The 22787-nt window shown below is 61.9% G+C and carries 18 protein-coding genes; 10 read left to right on the top strand and 8 right to left on the bottom strand.

The window, feature by feature from the left end; genetic code table 11:
• Positions 1 to 847 precede the first annotated feature (847 nt).
• From ACIP8I_RS25330 to ACIP8I_RS25310, 5 genes are all read right to left on the bottom strand, one after another.
• On the bottom strand, positions 848 to 1105 hold the full coding sequence (locus tag ACIP8I_RS25330) for a DUF1652 domain-containing protein (RefSeq protein ID WP_400764633.1): 258 nt from the start codon (positions 1103 to 1105) through the stop codon (positions 848 to 850).
• A 134-nt stretch (positions 1106 to 1239) separates the two neighbouring features.
• Positions 1240 to 2736 (bottom strand): helix-turn-helix transcriptional regulator, encoded by a 1497-nt coding sequence (locus ACIP8I_RS25325; protein ID WP_400764631.1) that lies wholly within the window; start codon positions 2734 to 2736, stop codon positions 1240 to 1242.
• Between the two features lie 181 nt (positions 2737 to 2917).
• Positions 2918 to 3811, bottom strand: a complete 894-nt coding sequence (locus ACIP8I_RS25320) for a LysR substrate-binding domain-containing protein (protein WP_329697363.1) — start codon at positions 3809 to 3811, stop codon at positions 2918 to 2920.
• Positions 3812 to 3817: 6 nt separating this feature from the next.
• Positions 3818 to 6031, bottom strand: coding sequence for a molybdopterin cofactor-binding domain-containing protein (locus ACIP8I_RS25315; protein ID WP_400764630.1), 2214 nt, complete (start codon positions 6029 to 6031; stop codon positions 3818 to 3820).
• Positions 6031 to 6495, bottom strand: a complete 465-nt coding sequence (locus tag ACIP8I_RS25310) for a (2Fe-2S)-binding protein (protein ID WP_400764629.1) — start codon at positions 6493 to 6495, stop codon at positions 6031 to 6033. Before ACIP8I_RS25310 ends, ACIP8I_RS25315 begins: the two co-directional genes overlap by 1 nt.
• Positions 6496 to 6613: 118 nt before the next feature.
• On the opposite strand from ACIP8I_RS25310, the gene ACIP8I_RS25305 reads away from it, so the two are divergent.
• The 9 genes from ACIP8I_RS25305 to ACIP8I_RS25265 all read left to right on the top strand — a co-directional run bounded on the left by ACIP8I_RS25305 (position 6614) and on the right by ACIP8I_RS25265 (position 16535).
• Positions 6614 to 7504, top strand: a complete 891-nt coding sequence (locus ACIP8I_RS25305; protein ID WP_400764628.1) for a LysR substrate-binding domain-containing protein — start codon at positions 6614 to 6616, stop codon at positions 7502 to 7504.
• A 337-nt stretch (positions 7505 to 7841) separates the two neighbouring features.
• A complete protein-coding gene (locus ACIP8I_RS25300) occupies positions 7842 to 8771 on the top strand; it encodes an amidohydrolase family protein (RefSeq protein ID WP_400764627.1) in 930 nt (309 codons plus the stop codon).
• A gap of 4 nt (positions 8772 to 8775) precedes the next feature.
• The gene (locus ACIP8I_RS25295; RefSeq protein ID WP_003224037.1) at positions 8776 to 9681 is read left to right on the top strand and encodes an amidohydrolase family protein; all 906 of its coding nucleotides are present in this window, start codon (positions 8776 to 8778) and stop codon (positions 9679 to 9681) included.
• A gap of 279 nt (positions 9682 to 9960) precedes the next feature.
• Positions 9961 to 11346 carry a UbiD family decarboxylase gene (locus ACIP8I_RS25290; protein ID WP_400764626.1) on the top strand — a complete coding sequence of 462 codons (1386 nt, stop codon included), beginning with the start codon at positions 9961 to 9963 and terminating at the stop codon, positions 11344 to 11346.
• Entirely contained in the window at positions 11343 to 11942 is a 600-nt protein-coding gene (locus tag ACIP8I_RS25285; protein WP_400764624.1) for a UbiX family flavin prenyltransferase, read from the top strand. The genes ACIP8I_RS25290 and ACIP8I_RS25285 overlap by 4 nt, the downstream gene beginning before the upstream one ends.
• Before the next feature lie 106 nt (positions 11943 to 12048).
• Positions 12049 to 13089 (top strand): CobW family GTP-binding protein, encoded by a 1041-nt coding sequence (locus ACIP8I_RS25280; protein WP_400764623.1) that lies wholly within the window; start codon positions 12049 to 12051, stop codon positions 13087 to 13089.
• Positions 13090 to 13346: 257 nt separating this feature from the next.
• On the top strand, positions 13347 to 14702 hold the full coding sequence (locus ACIP8I_RS25275) for a nucleobase:cation symporter-2 family protein (protein ID WP_400764621.1): 1356 nt from the start codon (positions 13347 to 13349) through the stop codon (positions 14700 to 14702).
• Between the two features lie 13 nt (positions 14703 to 14715).
• Entirely contained in the window at positions 14716 to 16104 is a 1389-nt protein-coding gene (locus ACIP8I_RS25270) for an amidohydrolase family protein (protein WP_400764619.1), read from the top strand.
• A 221-nt stretch (positions 16105 to 16325) separates the two neighbouring features.
• A complete protein-coding gene (locus tag ACIP8I_RS25265) occupies positions 16326 to 16535 on the top strand; it encodes a hypothetical protein (protein WP_400764617.1) in 210 nt (69 codons plus the stop codon).
• An 8-nt stretch (positions 16536 to 16543) separates the two neighbouring features.
• Here ACIP8I_RS25265 and ACIP8I_RS25260 read toward each other — a convergent pair whose 3' ends face one another.
• The 3 genes from ACIP8I_RS25260 to ACIP8I_RS25250 form a co-directional block, all read right to left on the bottom strand.
• Positions 16544 to 17461: a DHH family protein gene (locus ACIP8I_RS25260; RefSeq protein WP_400764616.1), complete on the bottom strand. Its 918-nt coding sequence runs from the start codon at positions 17459 to 17461 to the stop codon at positions 16544 to 16546.
• Positions 17462 to 17601: 140 nt separating this feature from the next.
• The gene (locus ACIP8I_RS25255) at positions 17602 to 18885 is read right to left on the bottom strand and encodes a Zn-dependent hydrolase (protein ID WP_400764615.1); all 1284 of its coding nucleotides are present in this window, start codon (positions 18883 to 18885) and stop codon (positions 17602 to 17604) included.
• A 154-nt stretch (positions 18886 to 19039) separates the two neighbouring features.
• Entirely contained in the window at positions 19040 to 20524 is a 1485-nt protein-coding gene (locus tag ACIP8I_RS25250; RefSeq protein WP_400764613.1) for an NCS1 family nucleobase:cation symporter-1, read from the bottom strand.
• A gap of 635 nt (positions 20525 to 21159) precedes the next feature.
• Here ACIP8I_RS25250 and hydA point away from each other — a divergent pair.
• Positions 21160 to 22599, top strand: a complete 1440-nt coding sequence (gene hydA, locus ACIP8I_RS25245) for a dihydropyrimidinase (protein ID WP_400764611.1) — start codon at positions 21160 to 21162, stop codon at positions 22597 to 22599.
• Positions 22600 to 22787: the final 188 nt, after the last annotated feature.

Genomic DNA, 22787 nt, shown 5'->3' with positions numbered 1-22787 from the left:
AAAACTAGGTCGGCTGTCAGGCCGCCATCGCTGGCAGGCCAGCTCCCACAGGATTGGGTATTTCTGCCAGAAACAGGTCGGCTGTCAGGCCGCCATCGCCGGCAGGCCAGCTCCCACAAGGATTGAGTATTTCTGACAAAACTAGGTCGGCTGTCAGGCCGCCATCGCCAGCAGGCTGGCTCCCACAAGGATTAGTATTCCTGCCAGAAACAGGTCGGCTGTCAGGCCGCCATCGCTGGCAAGCCAGCTCCCACAAGGATTGAGTATTTCTGCCAGAAACAGGCCGACTGTGAGGCCGCCATCGCCGGCAGGCCAGCTCCCACAAGGATTGAGTATTTCTGACAAAACTAGGTCGGCTGTCAGGCCGCCATCGCTGGCAGGCCAGCTCCCACAGGATTGGGTATTTCTGCCAGAAACAGGTCGGCTGTCAGGCCGCCATCACCAGCAGGCTTGCTCCCTGAAGCCCCAGATCAAAAGATCGCAGCCTGCGGCAGCTCCTACACTGGCCGAGTGTCAGCTCGCCGAAAGCTTTTGATCTGAGGGCCCGTCGGCAGGCTGAGTGGAGGGGTTTATCCGGGGGTGGGAGCGCAGCGACCGTTTGGCGCAGCCAAACACAGCGAGAGGAGGTGCAGCGAAGCAAACCGTAGGCGCTGCCCCCCGGATGAATCCCGCAGCGAAGGAACCCGAGCCTAAGCGAGGGCCAAACGTCAGGGTAAAGCCTTTTGGGTTACCTTTTCGGCGTTTGGAAAAGGTGACCCGCCGTAAGGGCGGAACCTTAGGAGGCCGTTACCGCAGCAACGGATATACACCCAAAACCCCCTAAAACCCCCTAAAACCCCCTAAAACCCTAAGCCATATCCGGATCCCGAGCAGCCCGCAAAGAATTACTCTCCAACTCATACCGCAACTCACCCACCAGCGCCGCCACCGACTCCGGCGTACGCAACGCATCAAGCTTCAACCCGCTGATCACCAGATCCACCTGCCCCGAATCCGGGTGATACAACTTCACCGTCAGCGAATGATCCCCATCCACTGAACACTCGCACGCCAATGGCGAAAAACTCTGTTCGAGGCTGGCGCGCAACTGCGCAAGATTCATCATGGAGCCTGTTCCTTTAGCTGTTTCGAAGGGAGACGATCCCAAGCCGACAGGCTCGTATCGCACCCCAACAGACTAAGAACTGCCCCACTGCACCAAAACCTGCATTTGCACCGCATCAATTAGTGCATTTGCACCTAACGCTGGCCCTTCGTGCCGCGCTCGCCAGAAAACAGACCACGCTCCCGCGCCCAGACAATCGCCTCGCTGCGACTGTGCACATCGAGCTTGGAATACACCGTTGCCACATGATTGCGCACCGTGTTCGGCGCCAGCTTCAGGCGTGCGGCGATCTCCTTGTCAGCCAGCCCTTCGCAGATCAGTCCCAGCACATCGCGCTCACGCGCCGTCAGGTCAGTAAAAGACACGCTCGGCAGTTGCGGCGAGTTGACCTTCTTCACGTTGGCCAGTTTTTCGATCAGCGTCCGGCTGAACCACGAAGCATCCTTCATCACCTCTTCAATCGCCGCCACCAGCTCCAGCTCGGTGCGCTTGCGTTCGGTGATGTCCATCAGCACCAGCAGATAGCACGGCGTGTCCTGGATATTCACGGTGTCGGCAGATACCGCGCACTCCAGCAGATCCGCATCCTTTTTGCGCACCCGGACGTCGACCCGATCAACCCGACCGCTTTTCGCCAGGGCGGTCAGCAGTCGGGCCCGCGCGCCATCGTCGTCGATGAAACTCAATTGGGTCACGGTTTTACCGACGACGTCGTCACTCTCGTATGCCAGAGCGTCGAGAAACGCCTGATTGACATCAATTACCTGCTGCTCCTCGGCGGTGCAGATCAGAATCGGCACCGGCGTCAGGCGGAACGCCTTGGCAAAACGCTCTTCACTCTGACGCAGCGCCACCTCGGCCTTGTGGCGCAGCTCCATGTCGACGAAGGAAAACAACATGCAATCCTCATCATTGAGCACCAACGGCTGCCCGGCAACGATCACTTGCTTGCTGCCGCCATCGGGCAGGCGCAGTTGAGCCTGCATCTGCGGAATGGTCGCCACATCGCGCAGGCGCTGGATCGCCAGATCCCTTTGCTCGGCCTGCTCGAAAATATCGATCTCATAGGCCGAGGTGCCGATCACCTGATCGCGGGTGTAGCCGGTCATTTCCAGAAACCCCGGATTGACCTTGATGTAGCGCAAATCGCTGAGGCGGCAGATCACCGCGGGCGCCGGGTTGGCGTTGAAGGTTTTCTCGAAGCGCTGCTCGGCGTTGGCCCAATCGGTGACATCGCTCATGATCAAGACCAGCGACTCCGGCTGCCCTTCGCGGTCGGTCAGCACCATGCTGCGCACGCTGTGCACCCAGACATGCTCGGGATCCTCCACGGCGCTCAGCTCGATCAACAGATCACTGAAGACTTCGCAACGGGCGACGCGGCTGATCGGATAGTTTTCCGGGGGGATCACGTGATTGTTGCGATAACGCAGAGTGAAACGCTTGGCATACTCATCGGCATTTACGCCCAGCTCACCGATCCGGCTGACACCGTGCATCGCCAGCGCCGCCTCGTTGGCCCAGAGGATGCTCTGATCGAGCTCCAGCAAAATCACCCCGTCGGACAGCCCGGCGATGATCTGCTGCAGCTGGCGACGGTTGGTTTCAGTGGTCAGGACTTCCTGGCTCATTGGATCTCCACAGGGAATGCACGTGTGAAGATTACGACCGCAGGCGTTCGTGATCGTGCCGAGCACTTCAACAACACCAGAAATCCCTGTAGGAGTGAGCCTGCTCGCGATAGCGGTCTGTCAGCCACATCAACGCTGACTGACACACTGCTATCGCGAGCAGGCTCACTCCTACAGGGGATCAATGGTGATCTGAAGATTCCACCAGCTCGCGCAACGTATCGAGAAACAGCCTGAGCACCGGCGAAGCATCATCCGCGCGATAAGTCGCGTACAACGGCACTTCCGGCAGTGCCGGCGTCAGCTTGCGAAACACCAGCCCCGCCGGCGCCAACTGCTCGATAGAAGCCGGCAGCAGCGCCACCCCAAACCCGGCGCGTACCAGGCTGAGCAACGTCTGCACCTCGATCACCTGCTGGCGGATCTGCGGCGTGAAACCGGCCTGAATACAGCACTGATAGAGAAAGTTGGCAAACCGCGACTGCTTCAGCTCCAGCGCGACAAACGGCTCCTGCGCCAGATCCGCCGGCGCCAGCACTTCGCGCCTTGCCAGCGGATGATCAGCCGGCATCACCACATGAATCGGCTCGTAGATCAGCAGTTCATTGCGCAACAGCGGATCGTCATAACCGACGCGGAACACGCAAGCGTCGATACGTTTTTCCTTCAGCGCCTTGACCTGCGCCGCCGGGGTCATTTCATGCAGCCGCCAGTTCACCTGCGGATAGCGCTCGCGAAACAGGTGCAGGGCCTTGGGCAGCACGCCGACCATCACCGAACTGATCATGCCGATTTCCAGCTCACCGAGCTGCCCGCGCCCGGTCTGACGAGTGAGGTCCAGCGCCCGTTCCAGCTGTTCGAACACCAGCGGCGCCTGCTCCTTGAGCATCTGCCCCGCCGCTGTCAACTCGACCCGATGGTGACTGCGCTCGAACAGCGGCGTGCCGAGTTCTTCTTCCAGCAGACGAATCTGCTGGCTCAGCGGCGGCTGGCAGATGTGCAAACGCTCGGCGGCGCGACCGAAATGCAGCTCATCGGCCAGGGCCATGAAATAGCGCAGCAGACGCAGGTCCATGGCGGCTTACCCCAGAGTCAGCGGCGTTGAACGCTGGCGCACGCCGGTCAGGCTGAACAGTGCATTGGCGATGGCAGGCGCTACCGAGGGGCTGCCCAGTTCGCCGACGCCACCGGGTTTGCCTGGCTCGCCATCCAGTACCAGGATATCGGTGGCCGGCATGTCCGACATCCGGGTCACGCGATAATCGTGGAAATTGCTCTGCACCACCCTGCCCTGTTGAATGTCGAGCCGGTCGAACAAGGCATGACCGAGGCCCCACATCAGGCCGCCGTAGATCTGCTCCTCGACCCCGCCCGGCGAGACCGCCAAACCGCAATCGACCACGCAGGTCAGCTTCTCGACTTTCGGCTTGCCATCGACCGTCGCGACCCGCGCCACCACCGCGATAAAACTGGTGTAACCCTGATTGGTGGCAATTCCCAACGCAGTGCCCGGTGGCAGCGGCTGGCCCCAACCGGCGCGCTCGGCCGCCTGTTTCAGCACTGCTACATGCCGTGGCCGTTCCTGCATATTTGCCAGACGGAACGCCAGCGGATCCGCGCCTGCCGCATGGGCCAGTTCATCCATGAAGCTCTCGACGGCGAACACGTTGGGAATGAAGCTCACCGAGCGATACCAGCCGCTGGGCACTTGGCTTTCGTGCTTGACCCAGTTCAACTGCAGATGCGGCGGACGGTAGGCGAAGTCCCACGCGGTGATCGCTTCGGTGGTGCTGTAATCCATGTGATCCGGGCGCTCGAAATAGCCCGGCTCCCACTGCTCCGGCGAGGCTGGCGAAACCGCGTGCAGTTGCAGCGCGCTGAGTTGGCCGTGGGCATCGAGCGCACCTTTGACCCGGTGCAACGTGGCCGGGTGATTGAACAGCGCGTGCATTTCATCTTCGCGGCTGTTGAGCAGTTTCACCGGTACACCGGTTTGCTGCGCCAGATACGCCACCTCGAACAACCAGTATTTGGCCTCCCGCGCACCGAAGCTGCCGCCGGACACCAGCTCATTGATGGTGACCTTGCCTTTGTCGATGCCGCACACGGTTTGCGCGGCTTCCAGCGCCGAAGACGGCACCTGCACACCGCCCCAATAAGTGATCGCCTTATCCTGCACGTGCGCGGTGATACAGATCGGCTCGAGCGGGTTCTGCACCTTGTACGGCATGCGGTAATCGGCTTCGAGCAGTTGCGCTGCGTGTGGCCATTGCGCGTCGACATCGCCATGAGTCATGGCCGTGACGCTTTGACTGTGCGGGTCGGAAATAGCCGCAGCCTGGGCCTTGGCCAGTTCCGCGCTGTCGAACCCGGCCAGTGGCGAGTCGCTCCACTTGATCTCCAGCACCTTGCGACCCTGCTGCGCCGCCCAGAACGTGTCGGCCAGCACCGCCACGCCTTCCAGGTTGCCACCGAGTACATCGGGCCGCCCCGGAATCGCAAGCACCTGGCGCACGCCCGGCACCTGTAGTGCCGCCGCCGAATCCACACTGAGCACTTTCGCCCCGACCACCGGCGCGCGCTGAATCACCGCCACCAGCATCTCCGGCAACTGCACGTCGATGCTGTACTTGAAGCGCCCGCAGACCTTGGCCGCGGCATCCCGTTTGTGCCGCAGTTTGCCGATGTACTTGAACTGCGCCGGATCCTTCAGCGTGACGTTGGCCGGTGCCGGCAAATGCGCCGCCACGCCGACCAGTTCGCCGTAGCCGAGGCTGCGTTTGCTGGACAGGTGAACCACCCGGCCTTCTTCGGTACTGCAACTGTCGGGGCTGACTTTCCATTGCTGTGCGGCCGCCGCGATCAGCAGCGCCCGCGCCGTGGCCCCGGCCATGCGCAAGCGTTGGTATTCCAGGGAAACACTGGTGCTGCCGCCGGTGGAGAAGACTTTCCAGACCGGGTGAATGTAGGTGTCGAAAAACGGATCTTCCGGGGTGATCACCTGCACGGTCATCGGGTTCACATCCAGCTCTTCGGCCACACACGCGGCCAGCGCTGTTTGCGTGCCGGTGCCGGAATCGTGCTTGTGCACCACCAGTTTCACCGTGCCGTCAGGAAAGATCCGCACCCAGGCGTTGGGTTCGAACTCCGTAGCCGGGGCCGGCGCTTTCGGGTCGCTGGCGGCGATACCGGAGGGCAGATACAAGGCAATCGCCAGGCCCGAAGCGACCGTCGCCGCTTGCTTGAGAAAGACCCGGCGGGACGGTTCGAGCAAGGTGTCGTCGCGCAGGCTCATCACGCCTCCTTCGGCGCGTTCGCCGCACGTTTGATCGCTTTGTTGATCCGCCCGTAAGTGCCGCAACGGCAGATATTGCCGCTCATCGCGTTGCGGATCGAATCGTCGTTCACCGCCGCGCCGGTGTTGAGCAGCGCGGCGGCGGACATGAGCTGCCCGGATTGACAGTAGCCGCATTGCGGCACATCTTCGGCGACCCAGGCCAGTTGCAGCGGATGGTTTTGTGTCGGCGACAAGCCTTCGATGGTGGTGATGCTGTGGCCCGCGACGGCGGCCAGCGGCAACTGGCAGGAACGCACCGCGACACCGTCCAGATGCACGGTGCAGGCACCGCACAGGCCCATGCCGCAGCCGAATTTGGTGCCGGTGAGTTGCAGTTGGTCACGCAGTACCCATAACAAGGGCATGGAGGGGGACGCTTCATCCAGCTCGCGTCGTTCGCCGTTAACCGTGAATGCGATCATTGTCAGGCTCCAAAAGAGCGGCCCGTCTTTGTGCGGGCCTGGTCACCGATTATTGGAACCCCGGGCAAATCGCGGCCAGCGACGATTTCTGCCAACCGCTGTTAGCAGGACTAACAACATGTACAAGCGATACCCGTCAGTGCAGTCCATGAGTGCGTTCATCCACGCGGCGCGCAGTGGCAGTTTTTCCAGCGCGGCGCGCAAACTTGATCTGACTCACAGCGCGATCAGCCAGCAGATTCGCGCACTGGAAGATTTCATCGGTCAGCCGTTGTTTGTGCGTGAAGGCGGCGGCAGCAACCTCACCGACGCCGGGCAGCTGTTTGCCAGCGTGCTGTCGGACGGTCTGGCGCAGATCGACCGGGCGTTGTCCTCGGTGAAAAATCATCGTGTGGCGCAACGCCTGACCCTGGATGTGGACAGTGAACTGGCGCAGAGCTGGCTCAATCCGCGCCTGCTGCAGTTGCTCGACGGACTGCCGGATTACGAAGTGACGCTGCTGTCGATGCCGCGCAGTGACCGCAGTAGCTTCGAGCGCGTGGACCTGGCGTTGCGTTACGGTTATGGCGATTGGGATGACTGCGAGATGACGCAGATCTGTGGCGATCGGGTGTTGGCGGTGGCTTCACCGGCGTTGCTTGAGCGCTATGGTTTGCAGTTGCCGCTGAGCCCGGCGCAGATTCTGCAGTTGCCTTTGTTAGGCTATACGCGGCGCTCGTGGATTCCGTGGCTGGACGCAGCCGGAATGCCGCCCGAGGAGCCACCGGCGCGGGTGGTTTTCGATAATGCGGCGAACCTGATTGCGGCTGCCGAAGCGGGTGTCGGTGCCGGGCTGGTGCGTGGATTGCTGGCTGCCGATGCGTTGCGCAATGGGCGGCTGGTGGCGTTGAACGAGGCGCAGATTGCTGCGCATTACAACCTCTACGCGGTGTGGCCGCACGGGCAGGCCGAGCGCGTGGCGCCGGTGGTTGAGGTGATCAGGCAGTTGGCTGCGCGTACACAGTCCTGACGCCATCGCTGGCAAGCCAGCTCCCACAGGTTTTTGTGGTGTGACACAGATCGGATCAACACTTCGATCACTGTGGGAGCTGGCTTGCCAGCGATGGCGTCGGCACATTCACCCTAAAACCAAAACCATATCGCCCAAGTATCACCACCGCGCCCAATTAATATTGTACGAACCCCTCCCCCCTTTCCAATACTCGCCCTCAGCAACCACCCACCCGGGCCGGATGCGAACAGGCGAGGGAATGCGCGAGTGCTGCGCATAGAAATGGCCGATAGCCCGGGGCGTGGATGCCGAGAGCCGCAAGGCTCCCTTCCCCGCTATCAGGAGATCGACTTCAATGATCATCGATATCAGCTGCTATCCCACGGATCTCGTGGACCTCGCCTGGAGGCATGACGGTGACCCGTTCACCGGCGAGCGTCTGCTGGAGATGATGGATGGCCCGTACATGGTCAACGGCAAACCTCGCCGTATCGACAAAGCCTTCATCCAGCCGCCGCAGGGCAACACCATCTACACCTGGACCGACGGCGAACTCTCGGGCCGTGAATCCATCGACGCCTACATGGCCTACACCCTGAAAATGGTGCAGACCTACCCGGATCGTTTCATCGGCTGCTTCGTCTACAACCCGCGCTGCGGCGTGGAAAACGGCGTCGAGGCGATCGAGCGCTACGTCAAGCAACACGGGTTCAAGATGGTGCAGATGCAGGCCAACATGCACGCCTACCGGCCTGACCGGGCGCTGGACTGGGTGCGCCCGTGCTTCGAGAAATGCGCCGAGCTGGGCATTCCGGTCAAGCTGCACACCGGCGACGGGCCGTACAGCATCCCGTCGGAATGGGTGCCGATGATCAAGGAATTCCCCAACGTGAATTTCATCATGGCCCACTTCGGCGTGCAGACCGGCGGCGTCTACGTGTTCGAACCGATGCAATGGGCGATGGAGCTGCCCAACGTCTATTGCGAATCGGGCTGGTGCCTGCAATCGCGGATCGTCGAGTTCGCCAAGGTGCTGCCGACGCACAAGATCCTGTTCGGCACCGACACCCCGCCGAACGAACCGGGCATGTGGCTGCGCCTGCTCGAAGTGCTCTGCCACGAACCGCCGCAGGGCCTGAACCTCGACGAGGACACCCTCGAAGAATACCTGGGCAACAACTCCGCGCGGATGATCGGCCTCGAACCGACACCGCCGCCGCGTTCCGTTCCCGAAGCAGAGGCGCAACTCAAGCGCCCCGTCACCACGCAACTGGCCAGGAGCTGAACCGATGATCATCGACACCCATCTGCACCCCACCAACCTGGTCGACGAGGCCTGGCGCCACACCGGAGAACCGTTCACCGGCGAGCGCATGCTCAAACTGATGGACGGCCCGTACATGATCAACGGCAAACCGCGCCGCATCGACATGGGTTTCATCCAGCCGCCACCGGGCAACACCGGTTATCGCGACGGCAACCGCCGGGGCCGCGAGGGCGTGCGTGACTACATGTCGTATGTCGCCGAACTCTGTGTGAAGTACCCGGATCGCTTCATCGGCAACTTCAATTTCAACCCGCGCTGGGGACCGGAAAACGGTGCGGCGGAGCTGGAATTCCACATCAAGGAATACGGCTTCAAGATGCTCAAGCTGCACGCCAACATGCACGGCTATCGCCCGGACCGGGCGCTGGATTGGTTGCGCCCGGCGATGAAAGTCTGCGCCAAGTACAACATCGTCGTGCTGATCCACACCGGCGACGGCCCGTACACCATTCCGACGATGTTCTACCCGATCATCCGCGAGTTCCCAATGGTCAATTTCATCATCGGCCACTTCGGCATCCAGACCGGCGGCAACTACTCGTTCGAGGCGTTCTGGATGGCGATGGACACGCCGAACGTGTACTGCGAATCCGGCTGGTGCTTCCAGTCGCGGATCGTCGAGTTCGCCAAGGAACTGCCGCGCAACAAGATCGTGTTCGGCACCGACTCGCCGCCGAACGAACCGGGCATGTGGCTGCGCGAGCTGGAGGTGTTGTGCTCACCGGCACCGCAGGGCTTGGGCATCGATGAGGATCATCTCGAAGACTACCTGGGCAACAACATCGCCCGGTTGTGCGGGATCGAACCGACGCCACCGCCCAAAGACCTGGTCGAGGCGGATATTCGTCTGACCACCACGTATCTCTGATACCGCTGTTCGCTGAAGCCATGCTGAACCCTTGTGGCGAGGGAGCTTGCTCCCGCTGGGTGGCGAAGCCGCCCCCAAAGAACAAGGCCTGCTGCGCAGTCCAGCGGGAGCAAGCTCCCTCGCCACAGGGATTTGCTCAGCACCTGAGTGAACAGTAGAGGCAACACAGCGACTTTACAGGCACGAAGATGACCCGGCGTTCCCTCGACCGGCAGGCCAACGGCTGCTCGATCGAACGCCTTCTCACCCCTGCGTGCCTGCTTTTTACGAGGTGAAACCATGACCCGTTCGACGCTCGGCGATTCTCAGGACTTTCACGTGTTCATCGACGCCTATCGCCGTGACTACCCGGACGATGTGCTGACCATCACCCAAGCGATTTCTGCCGATCAGGACGTCACCGCCCTGGTCGATGCCCTCGCCGCACAGGGCCGCGATCCGCTGCTGATCTGCGAAAACGTCGGCGGCCTCAAGGTGCCGGTGGCGACCAATCTGTTCGCCTCCCGCACCCGCATCGCCCGGTTGTTCGGCGTAACGCCTGCACAACTGCACGAAACCTTCCAGCGCCGCGCCAACCAGCCCATCGCCCCGCGCTACGTGGAAAGCGGCCCGGTGCTCGATGAAGTGTTCGAAGGCGAAGCCGTGGATCTGGCGCTGCTGCCGATGCTCAAGCATTTCGACAGTGATCGCGGCCCGTACATCACCAACGCGATCATCATCGCCGAGGACCCGCAGACCGGCATCGCCAACATGAGCTACCACCGCTCGATGCGCCACGCCCGCCAGTCCCTGGCGACCAGCCTGCACTCGCGTGGACACCTGTGGCGGATGCTGCAGACCGCCCGCGAGCGCGGCGAAGAATTGCGCGTTGCAATGGTGGTCGGCGCGCATCCGCTGGTCATGCTCGCGGCGGCAGCGCGCTTGCCGTATGGCGCCGATGAACGCGCCGTCGCTGGCGGGTTGTTCGGTGCGCCGCTGGAGCTGGTCAAGACCCCACGCTATGGCATTGGCGTACCGGCTTACGCCGAATTTGTCCTGGAAGGCGCCATCGACCCGACGGCCTACGCCGAGGAAGGCCCGTTCGGTGAGTTCAGCGGTTATTCCTCGGATCGCTCGACCAACAACGTGCTGCGCGTCGACACTCTGCTGCGGCGCAAGGACGCCTGGCTGGTGGACGTGATGGGCGGCCGCTACGCCGAACACCTGACCCTCGCCCGGCTGCCCCGCGAAGCGGAGATGAGCGAGAAGCTCAAGGCGCGTTTCCCCGCTGTCACCGCCGTGCATTACCCGAATTCCGGCACCCACTTTCATTGCTACGTGGCACTGGATCAGAGCCGCGACGGCGAGGCGCGGCAAATCATGCTCGCCCTGCTCGGCTGGGATCCGTACCTGAAAAACGTGATCGCGGTGGACAGCGATATCGACATCACCGACGACAGCCAGGTGTTGTGGGCACTGGCCACGCACTTCCAGCCGCATCTGGATATTTTCGTGATCGATGGCTTGCCCGGCAGTCCGCTGGATCCGTCGTCATCGGTCAACGGCACCACTTCGCGCATGGGCCTTGATGCCACACGCGGTTCAGGCTTCGACGGGATCAAGGCGCAGCTGGATCAGGACGTGCTCGAACGTGCGCGGGTGTTGCTCAAAGGCCTGGCATCGTGAGCCGCCAGCGGATGGTAGTGGGCATCAGCGGCGCGTCCGGCTTCATCTACGGCGTGCGTCTGCTGCAATTGCTCGCCGAGCTGAACATCGAAAGCCACCTGATCATCAGCCGCGCCGCGCTGCTGACCATGGCCCACGAGACCGACTACAAACTGGCCGATGTCACTGCGCTTGCCAGCCACTACCACCGCGCCGATGACGTCGCCGCCGGGATCGCCAGTGGTTCGTTCCGTTGCCTGGGCATGGTGGTCGCGCCGTGTTCGATGCGCACCCTGGCGGAGATCGCCACCGGCACGTCTTCCGGGCTGATCGGCCGCGCCGCCGACGTCACCCTCAAGGAACGCCGCACCCTGGTGCTGATGGCCCGCGAAACCCCACTGACCCTCGCCCACCTGCGCAACATGACCGCCGTCACCGAAATGGGCGGGATCATCGCCCCGCCAGTGCCGGCGTTTTACGCGCGGCCCGAGAGTCTTGGGCAAATGGTCGATCACAGCCTCGGCCGGGTACTCGACCTGTTCGGCCTGGATGCCGGCGTTGCCTGCCGATGGCAAGACCCCCCCCGGCCCCTGTGGGAGCTGGCTTGCCAGCGATAGCAACAGGTCAGCCGGCATCACTGGTGAATGACACACCGCCATCGCTGGCAAGCCAGCTCCCACAGTTGATCGCACTCCGACAAAAAACACAGGTAAGGAGCTCCAGATGAACACCCCCTTCAACGCCCCAACCCCCAACACCAAAATCCCCGTGACCATCCTCACCGGCTTCCTCGGCGCCGGCAAAACCACCCTGCTCAACTACATCCTCAAGGAAAACCACGGACGCAAGATCGCCGTGATCGAAAACGAGTTCGGCGAGGTCGGCATCGACGGCGATCTGGTGCTCAGCTCGGAGACCGAAGAAATTTACGAGATGGTCAACGGCTGCGTGTGCTGCACCGCCGAGGTTCGCGAGGATCTGGTGCGCATCGTCCGCGAACTGGTGGCGCGCCCGGTGCGCCTCGATCACATCCTGATCGAGACCAGCGGTCTGGCTGATCCGTACCCGGTGGCACAGAGCTTTTTCATCAATGACCCGATTGCCGAGGAAGTCGAACTCGACGCGATCGTGACCATGGTCGACGCCAAGCACATCGCCCAGCACCTGGAGGATCTGCAACTGGATGGCGTCGACAATCAGGCGGTGGACCAGATCGTCTGCGCCGACCGCATCGTCATCAACAAGGTCGATCTGGTCAGCCCTGAAGAGGTGGACATTCTGCGCGGCAAGATCCGTGGTTTGAACGCCACCGCAGATCTGGTGACCTCGACCCACGCGCAAATCGATCTGACGAAAATCCTCGGCATCGGCGCGTTCGAGTGCACGCAGAAGCTCATGGAAATCGGCGCCGAGCCCGAGCATCACGAGCATGACCACCACCATGAATCAGCAGACCACGAACACGACCCGAGCGTGTCATCGGTGGGCATCGCCGTGGACGGCGCCGTCAACCTGATGGCGTTCCACCGCTGGATCAGCGAGCTGCGCTCGTCCCAGGCCGACAACCTCTATCGCATGAAAGGCGTGCTTGCCGTGGCCAACGAAGACCAGCGCTACGTGCTGCAGGGCGTGCACAGCCTGGTGGAATTCCGCGCCTCGACCGCCTGGGGCACGGAGCCGCGTTCGAGCAAGATCGTGTTCATCGGCCGCGACCTGGACCGCGCGGCGCTGAACCAGGGCTTTGCCGCCTGCCTGGCAGGCTGAACAAGGCCTCGGAGCCGGTGGATGGCGGCTTCGCAGCACGAATGACTGGAACGATCACTTGGCGGTGACACGGTACCTGTGGCGAGGGAGCTTGCTCCCGCTGGGTCGCGAAGCGGCCCCTGAACAGCATGGGCCTGCTGCGCAGTCCAGCGGGAGCAAGCTCCCTCGCCACAGGTGTCATCACGGCGTCAATCAATTGATCGGCATCAGACGAATACCCCTCTCTACCGCATAAAAACAGCCAGAGGTGATTCCCCATGTCGTCAGCCACTCCTTCCTCCACCGTGCACCCTGTCGACCGCGTCCTGCCGGTGCGACAGATGCTCACCCTCGGCCTGCAACACATGGCCGTCTCGTACATCGGCGCCATCGCCGTGCCGTTGATCGTCGCCAGTGCCCTGAAGATGTCCCACGCCGATACCGTGGTGCTGATCAGCACCACACTGTTCTGCTCCGGCATCGCCACCCTTTTGCAAACCGTCGGTTTCTGGAAATTCGGCGTGCGTCTGCCGATTCTGCAAGGCGTGGCGTTCAGCAGCGTCGGTCCGGTGATCGCCATCGGCAGCAACCCCGAAGTGGGCTTCGCCGGAGTTTGCGGCGCGGTGATCGGCGCGGGGATTTTCACCATGCTGATGGCGCCGTTCGTGGGCCGATTGCGGCGGTTTTTCCCGCCAGTGGTCACCGGATGCATCGTCACCGTGATCGGCTTGCAGCTGTTCCCGATCGCCTATGAGTGGGTCGGTGGCGGACGCAACGCGAGCAATTTCGGCGCCCCGGCATTTCTCGCGGTGGCAGTGGTGGTGCTGTTGACCATTCTGCTGGTCAATCGCTATGGCAGTCCGCTGCTGCGCAACATGGCGGTGCTGGTGGGGATGCTGGTCGGCGCCGGTCTGGCCTACGGTCTGGGCATGGGCAATTTCCACAGCGTCGAAGAGGCGCCGTGGCTGACCGTGCCCTACCCGTTCTACTTCGGTTTGCCGACTTTCAGCCTGATCCCCATCGCGACCATGGTGGTGGTGATGATCGTGCAGATGGTCGAGTCGATGGGGCTGTTCGTGGCCATCGGCGACATCGTCGACAAACCGGTGGAAGACAAGCAGGTGATCAACGGCCTGCGCGCCAATGGCCTGGCCAGCACCATCGCCGGGATGTTCGCTGCATTCCCGTTCATCGCCTTTATGGAAAACGTCGGCCTGGTGATCCTGACCGGTGTGCGCAGCCGTTGGGTGGTGGCGGTCAGCGGCCTGCTGATGTGCTCGATTGCGCTGGTGCCCAAGGCCGGGGCGATCATCGCGTCGATGCCGACGGCCGCGCTGGGCGGTGCAGGTATTGCGATGTTCGGCGTGGTCGCGGCGGCGGGGATTCAGACCCTGGCCAAAGTCGATTACGAGCGCAATCGCTACAACGTGCTGATCGTCGGTTTCACCATCGCCGCAGCGCTGGTGCCGGTGCTCGCCCCTTCCCTGTTTAAACAAATGCCCGAGTGGTCACAGCCGTTCCTGCACAGCAGCGTGGTCATCGCCTGCCTGGTGTCGGTGCTGCTCAACGCGGCGCTCAACGGCGTCAGCGTGCCAGACACCACACCCGGCAAATCCGCCTCGCACATCCTCTGACTGGAGCCTGCCCATGACTCAACTTCAAAACATCCTGATCAAAAACCCCGTGGCGGTGATGACCGGCCTGCGCGGCCCGCGTGCCCGCGCCGGTGTGGTGGACATTCGCGTGGTCAACGGACGCATCGCCGAAATGGCCGCCAACCTTGAGCCGCAACCCGGTGAGCGGGTGATCGATGCGCGCAACTGCGTGGTCTATCCGGGCTGGATCAACACCCACCATCACCTGTTCCAGAACCTGCTCAAAGCCGTGCCCGAAGGCATGAATCAGGATCTGCAGGGCTGGCTGGCGAGCGTGCCCTACCCGCGTCTGAACCGCTTCACCCCGCAACTGGCGCGGATCGCCGCCCGTCTGGGCATGGTCGAGTTGCTGCTGTCCGGAGTGACGACGTGCGCCGATCACCACTACCTCTATCACGCCCACGGCAGCACCGAGACCGGGGATCTGCTGTTCGATCTGGCCGACGAATTCGGCCTGCGTTTCGTGCTCTGTCGCGGTGGCGCGCTGGAATCGGCCAGTGCGCATCCGGGCTTCTCGAAAACCGCGCTGCAACCGGAAAGCCTCGAGCAAATGGTCGGCGACATTGAGCGGCTGAAATCGCTGTATCACCAGGACACCCCGGACGCCCTGCGCCGGGTGGTCGTCGCCCCCACCACGCCGACCTTTTCGCTGCCGCCGACCCTGCTGCGCGAACTGGCGCACACCGCCCGCGGCCTCGGTTTGCGTCTGCACACGCACCTGTCGGAAACGCAGAACTACGTGAATTTCTGCCGCGAGAAATACAACTGCCTGCCGGTGGAGTTCGTCGCCGAACACGAATGGCTCGGCCCCGACGTCTGGTTCGCCCACGCCGTGCACCTGCAACCCGGCGAAATCCGCATGCTCGCCCAGACCGGCACCGGCGTCTCGCATTGCCCGGTGAGCAACGCGCGCCTCGGCAGCGGCGTCGCCCCGGTGCCGCAAATGTATGAAGCCGGCGTGCCGATTTCCCTCGGCGTCGACGGCGTCGCGTCCAACGAATCCGGAAGCATGGTCGGCGAAGCCAACACCGCATGGCTGATCCACCGCGCCGAACAAGGCGCCTCGGCCACCACCGCCGAAGACGTGATCCACTGGGGCACGGCGGGTGGCGCACAGGTGTTGGGGTTGGGCGCGGTCGGAACGCTGGAAGTCGGCCAAGCGGCGGATCTGGTGATTTACAGCCTTGATCATCCACGGTTCTTCGGTTTCCACGATCGCGCAGTTGCCCCGGTGGTCGCGGGGGAACCGATCACGGTGAAATACAGTCTGGTGGGCGGCCGGATCGTGGTCGACAACGACGTGATTCCGGGGCTGGATATCGAACGGATGCGCGCCGAAGCGTGGGAAGGAGTGCAGGCGATGATGAATATCGACGATTGATCGCGGATCCGCATGCAATGCAAAACCCTGTGGGAGCTGGCTTGCCAGCGATGGCGGACGTTCAGTGAATGCAGCGGTGACTGATCCACCGCTATCGCTGGCAAGCCAGCTCCCACAAAAGAGTGCTGCATTCGCGACTTCCGGGTTTCTCGACTAAGGTTACCCCCTCATCGGATTGAGCCCCTGCCAGCTTCACCGGGCTCTTGATCAAGGAGAGACTGATGACGTCGCGTCGCAACATCGAACAGACTTATCGCACCTGGTCCAGCCCGATTTTGCTGGAGCTGAAAAAGCGCGAACACCAAATGGCGCCGGTCGAGCGTCAGGCGCTGGAGAATGTTTTGGTCGAACGGCGGTTGCTGGATGTGGGCAACCCCAACGGCACTGACAGACGCCAGGGCATTGCGGGCAAAAATGACCGGCCCGGTTGATCAGCGGATCAGACCGGGTTGATGTGCAACCCCAGTTTCAGCAGTTCCTTGCGCAGCATCGACGGTTTCACAAGCGCCATGCCCGCCTGCCATCGCAGCGGCAACAACCGATCCAGCTTCTGCTGGCTGAGCAGCGGCTCAGCCAGCAAACAACTCTTGCCGTCACGGATGCTGATGACGTTCAGCAGCCAGTCATCGCCCTGCCCGGCCATCCAGCGGCTGATCTCGACATGCCGTTTTTCAATCAGGGCATCGGCATCCCATACGGTCATCTGGGCGAAAACCTGCGGCAGGTTGCTGTCCGGATTGAATCGCTTCAGATCCGCCGCTAACGCTGCCTGCAGGTCTGCTTCGATGGCGGCCTGACATTCGAGGAAATACTGCTCGGGCCAATTCGCCGGCAGATTCGCCCGCGGCGCCAATATTTCATAAGCCTCGATATCCAGTTCGGTGGTCATCTTTCCGCTGAAGTTGAGTGTGTTGTCGAGGATTGCCGTGGCCAGCAATGCCGCGCTGTGCACGCTGATTCGCGGTAGCAGGCCGGCGCTTTGCCAGCGCTGAAAAACCAGCGTCGCCGCTGCGCCGATCGGGCGGATATCGGCGGCGCAACCCAGTCGCTCGGCCCAGTACCGTTCAGACCCGGGATGATGGTCGATGACCTCCACCACTTGGTCGAGCACCACCAGCGGGTCGAAGTGCTGATAGTCGGACACATCGACCAGCACGAATTCGTCGTTTGCTTGTGGAGAGTAGCGGTGAAACTCGGCACCCCAGCTCAGAACGGTCGGCGACACGCTGCCGTTGGATCTGGCACTGCTGACAGCACGGGCGGAAATGCCTTGCAGGTTGAGCAACTCTGCGTAAGCGATACAGCAGGCGTAGGCGTCGATGTCCAGATAGGACGCGCCGGAGGTGATGATTTTCATGGGGCGCAAACGTCGCACATTTCCATGACATTGGGGTGACATAAAAAGATCGCAGCCTTCGGCAGCTCCTACAGGTTGAATGCAATCCAACTGTAGGAGCTGCCGCAGGCTCGGGCCGCGATCGGACGATCTTTTGATCTTCAGGCCGCGGCTTTACCGGCGGCCACCATCGCCGAAGCCGCGAGCATCGCCCGCAACAACACCGCACACCCGGCCGCCAGATCATCCGGCGCGGCGTTCTCGATTTCGTTGTGGCTGATGCCGCCCTCGCATGGCACGAAGATCATCCCCGCCGGGCCGAGTTCGGCGAGGAAGATGGCGTCGTGGCCGGCGCCGCTGACGATGTCCATGTGCGACAGGCCCAGACCTTTGGCAGCGCCGCGCACGGCTTCGACGCAGCCTTTTTCGAAGTACAGCGGCGGGAAGTCGGCGGTCGGGGTGAGCTCATAGGTCAGGCCGTGTTCTTCGCAAGTGGCGTCGATGACCTGCTTCACCTCGGCGATCATCGAATCCAGTCGCTCCGGTTGCAGATGGCGGAAGTCAAGGGTCATGCGCACTTCGCCGGGAATGACGTTGCGCGAACCCGGATAAGCTTGCAGGCAACCGACCGTGCCGCAGGCGTGGGGTTGATGGCCGAGGGCGGCGCGGTTGACCGCGCCAACGATGACCGAGGCGCCGACCAGCGCGTCCTTGCGCAGGTGCATCGGCGTTGGCCCGGCGTGGGCTTCGACGCCGCGCAGTTTCAGGTCGAACCACTTTTGCCCGAGGGCGCCGAGGACCACGCCGATGGTTTTCTGTTCGTCTTCGAGGATCGGGCCTTGTTCGATGTGCGCTTCGAAATAGGCACCGACTTTATGCCCGCTGACTTTGCGTGACCCGGCGTAGCCGATGGCATTCAGGGCTTCGCCAACGCTGACGCCGTCGGCATCGACTTTAGCCAGGGTTTCTTCGAGGGTGAATTTCTCCGCGAACACCCCGGAACCCATCATGCACGGGGCAAAGCGCGAGCCTTCTTCGTTGGTCCAGACCACCACTTCCAGTGGCGCTTCGGTTTCCACGCCGAGGTCATTGAGGGTGCGCAGCACTTCCACCCCGGCGAGCACGCCAAAGCAGCCGTCGAACTTGCCGCCAGTGGGCTGGGTGTCGATGTGGCTGCCGGTCATCACCGGCGGCAGGTTCGGATTGCGCCCCGGGCGACGGGCGAAGATGTTGCCGACTTCATCCACCGTGACGCTGCACCCGGCGTCCTTGCACCACTGCACGAACAGGTCGCGGGCCTGGCGATCGAGGTCGGTCAGGGCCAGGCGACAGACCCCGCCCTTGACCGTCGCGCCGAGCTTGGCCAGTTCCATGAGCGAGGCCCAGAGGCGGTCGCGGTTGATGTGCTGATGGGTGGATTGCAGAACGTCTACGGCTGCGTTCATGTTGATCTCCTCAGGCAGTTTCTTATGGTATTTCTGTGGTGTTTTCCAGGCCGCCATCGCTGGCAAGCCAGCTCCCACAGGATTTGAGTGAACTCATGGTTTGTGTACGACTTGGTCCTTGTGGGAGCTGGCTTGCCAGCGATGAGGCCCTCATTTACACCGCTGTTTTCACAACCGAAGGCTGCGCCCGCATCACGCACAACCCGTAATAAATCACCCCGCCCAGCGCCGAACCGGTAAACCAGCCATAGCTGTAAAACCAGCTGAATGCATCGCTGCCGAGTGACAGCAGGGTCAGCACCACCGGCACGCCAAACGCGGTAAACCCGGCCCAGTTCCACGCCGGATAGACGTCGTCGCGGTACAGCCCGGCCAGGTCCAGTTGCTGCTTCTTGATCAGGAAATAGTCCACCACCATGATCCCGGCGATCGGCCCCAGCAGGCTCGAATAGCCCAGCAGCCAGTTGGAATACACGGTTTCCAGGCTGACATCGGAGACGATCAGCCCGAGCTTTTTCAGCAACTCGTGAGCCATCAACGCCAGCCCGACGAAGCCGGTGAGCAACACCGCTTTGGTGCGATTGATCACCTTGGGCGCGATGTTCTGGAAATCATTGGTCGGCGAGACGATGTTCGCCGCGGTGTTGGTCGACAGCGTGGCGATGATGATCAGCGCCATGGCCACGGCAACCCACAGCGGACTCTGGATATGGCCGATCAGGCTGACCGGATCCGACACGGTCACGCCAACCAGTTTCACCGAGGCGGCAGTCATCACCACCCCCAGTGAAGCGAACAGGAACATGGTCAGCGGCAGACCGAAAATCTGCCCGAGGATCTGGTCCTTCTGGCTCTTGGCGTAACGGCTGAAATCGGGAATGTTCAGCGACAGCGTGGCCCAGAAGCCGACCATCGCTGTCAGCCCGGCAGCGAAGTAACTGACCACGCTCGCGCCTTCCGGGCGTTTCGGTGGAATCGCCAGCAGCTCGGTCATCGACACATTGGGCATTGCCCACACCAGCAAGCCAATACCGACCGCCACCAGCAACGGCGCGGACAGGGTTTCCAGCCATTTGATCGACTCGGCGCCACGGATCACCACCCACAGGTTCAGCGACCAGAAGATCATGAAACCGATCACCTCCCCCGTGCCGCCAAGGGATTTCCAGCCCTCGAAGATCGAGCCGAGAAACAGGTGAATCGCCAGCCCGCCGAACATGGTCTGGATGCCAAACCAGCCGCACGCTACCAGCGCACGAATCAGGCACGGCACGTTGGAGCCAAGCACGCCGAATGACGAGCGCAGCAGCACCGGGAACGGTATGCCGTATTTGGTGCCGGGAAAGGCATTGAGCGTGAGCGGGATCAGCACGATGACGTTGGCCAGCAGAATCGCCATCAGCGCTTCGCCGACGGTCAGGCCGAAGTACGCGGTGAGCACGCCGCCGAGGGTGTACGTCGGCACGCACACCGACATGCCGACCCAGAGCGCGGTGATGTGCCATTTGTTCCAGGTTCGTTCGCGCACCTTGGTCGGTGCCATGTCGTGGTTGTAACGGGGACTGTCGAGGACGTCGCTGCCGGCTTCGAGTTCGAACAAGCCGTCGCGCTCGGTCACTTGCGATCTGTTCTGTTGCATGGCTGCTCCACGGTTATTTTGATTATTTTTGCTCATCGGGTGAGTGGGCGGACGCGCCGCGCACCGGGCGATGGCCGGAGTACTTGCATGTGGACACGCACTTCACCAACCGGCCTGGCTTGTCAGCGCCAGCACTCAATAAACGTGCCGACTGTTGTGCCGAGTTTCCCGACCTGTCCGTATAGCGCTTTCAACTGTTTGATGTTTAAACGCTTTTATTCAAATTATTGAAGCATGTTGCTTACTTGTTTCATCTCTCGCCCAAAACACCAAGCCAAGTTACTCGAACAGCCAGGTTCAAAGTGGTGCACGGTTATTTCCAGCAAAGCGTCTGGGCCGCGACTTCTTAGCGTTCAAGCAGCTGATTTGCCATGACAAATCTCGCTCAAATCTGGTTCCTGTCAAGTGCGTCAAAATGGTGAAAGCTCTCACCATTTTGGTGATTTATAATTTTAATCTTTATATTTCAGTACCTTATGTACGTTATAAGCTTATAAAAAATAATCTTGCTCATTCGACTAACACCAGCTAGTTTTTATTCCTGACAGCGCTGGCAGGAATATATCTTCCAGCATCGACGCTTTATAAAACATATAGAACCGGTATAAGCCGGTCATGCCTGCGAGGTAGCTGCAATGTCTCTGTTGATCCGTGGCGCCACCGTTGTTACCCATGATGAAAGTTATCGCGCCGACGTCTATTGCGCCGACGGCGTGATCAAAGCCATTGGTCAGAACCTGGATGTTCCCGCCGGTGCCGAAGTGCTCGACGGCAGCGGCCAATACCTGATGCCCGGCGGCATCGATCCGCACACCCACATGCAACTACCGTTCATGGGCACCGTGGCCAGTGAAGACTTCTACAGCGGCACCGCCGCAGGTCTGGCCGGCGGCACTACCTCGATCATCGACTTCGTGATTCCCAATCCGCAGCAGTCGTTGATGGAAGCATTTCATCAGTGGCGTGGCTGGGCCGAGAAGTCGGCATCGGACTATGGCTTTCACGTCGCGATCACCTGGTGGAGCGAGCAGGTGCGTGAGGAAATGGCCGAGCTGGTCAGCCATCACGGGATCAACAGTTTCAAGCATTTCATGGCCTACAAGAACGCGATCATGGCCGCCGACGACACGCTGGTGGCAAGCTTCGAGCGCTGCCTGGAGCTCGGCGCCGTGCCGACCGTGCACGCGGAAAACGGCGAGCTGGTGTATCACCTGCAACGCAAGTTGATGGCCCAGGGCATCACCGGGCCGGAAGCGCACCCGCTGTCGCGGCCCTCGCAAGTGGAAGGCGAAGCGGCGAGCCGGGCCATTCGCATTGCCGAGACCATCGGCACACCGTTGTACCTGGTGCATGTTTCGACCAAGGAAGCGCTGGACGAAATCACCTACGCCCGCAGCAAGGGTCAACCGGTGTACGGCGAGGTGCTCGCCGGGCACCTGCTGCTCGACGACAGTGTCTACCAGCACCCGGACTGGCAGACCGCCGCCGGTTACGTGATGAGCCCGCCGTTCCGCCCGCGCGGGCATCAGGAAGCGCTGTGGCACGGCTTGCAAAACGGCAATCTGCACACCACCGCCACTGACCATTGCTGCTTCTGCGCCGAGCAAAAAGCCGCCGGGCGCGACGACTTCAGCAAGATCCCCAACGGCACCGCCGGCATCGAAGACCGCATGGCGGTGCTGTGGGATGAAGGGGTCAACACTGGGCGTTTGTCGATGCAGGATTTCGTCGCCCTCACCTCCACCCACACCGCGAAAATCTTCAACCTCTACCCGCGCAAAGGCGCGATTCGCGTCGGCGCCGATGCCGACCTGGTGCTGTGGGACCCGCAAGGCACCCGCACCATTTCCGCCAAGACCCACCATCAGCAGGTGGACTTCAACATCTTCGAAGGCAAGACCGTGCGCGGCGTGCCGAGCCATACCGTCAGCCAGGGCAAAGTGGTCTGGGCCGACGGCGACCTGCGCGCCGAGCGCGGGGCCGGGCGCTATATCGAACGGCCGGCGTATCCGGCGGTGTTTGATTTGCTGAGCAAGCGGGCTGAGATGCACAAGCCCACAGCGGTTAAACGCTGATCCGATTCCCTGTGGCGAGGGAGCTTGCTCCCGCTGGGTGGCGAAGCCGCCCCAAAACCAGGCAATGCGCTCATCCTGATACCCAGGAGTGAATGGTTTTGGGCCTGCTGCGCAGTCCAGCGGGAGCAAGCTCCCTCGCCACAGGACATGACGAAAACCACTGCCCATCAGAGGCAGAGAACCTCAAT

This window comes from Pseudomonas sp. NPDC088414 (genome assembly GCF_044753325.1).
Lineage (GTDB): Bacteria > Pseudomonadota > Gammaproteobacteria > Pseudomonadales > Pseudomonadaceae > Aquipseudomonas.
The sequence above is the reverse complement of the archived record's forward strand: the minus strand, read 5'-3'. Positions and strand labels throughout refer to the sequence as shown.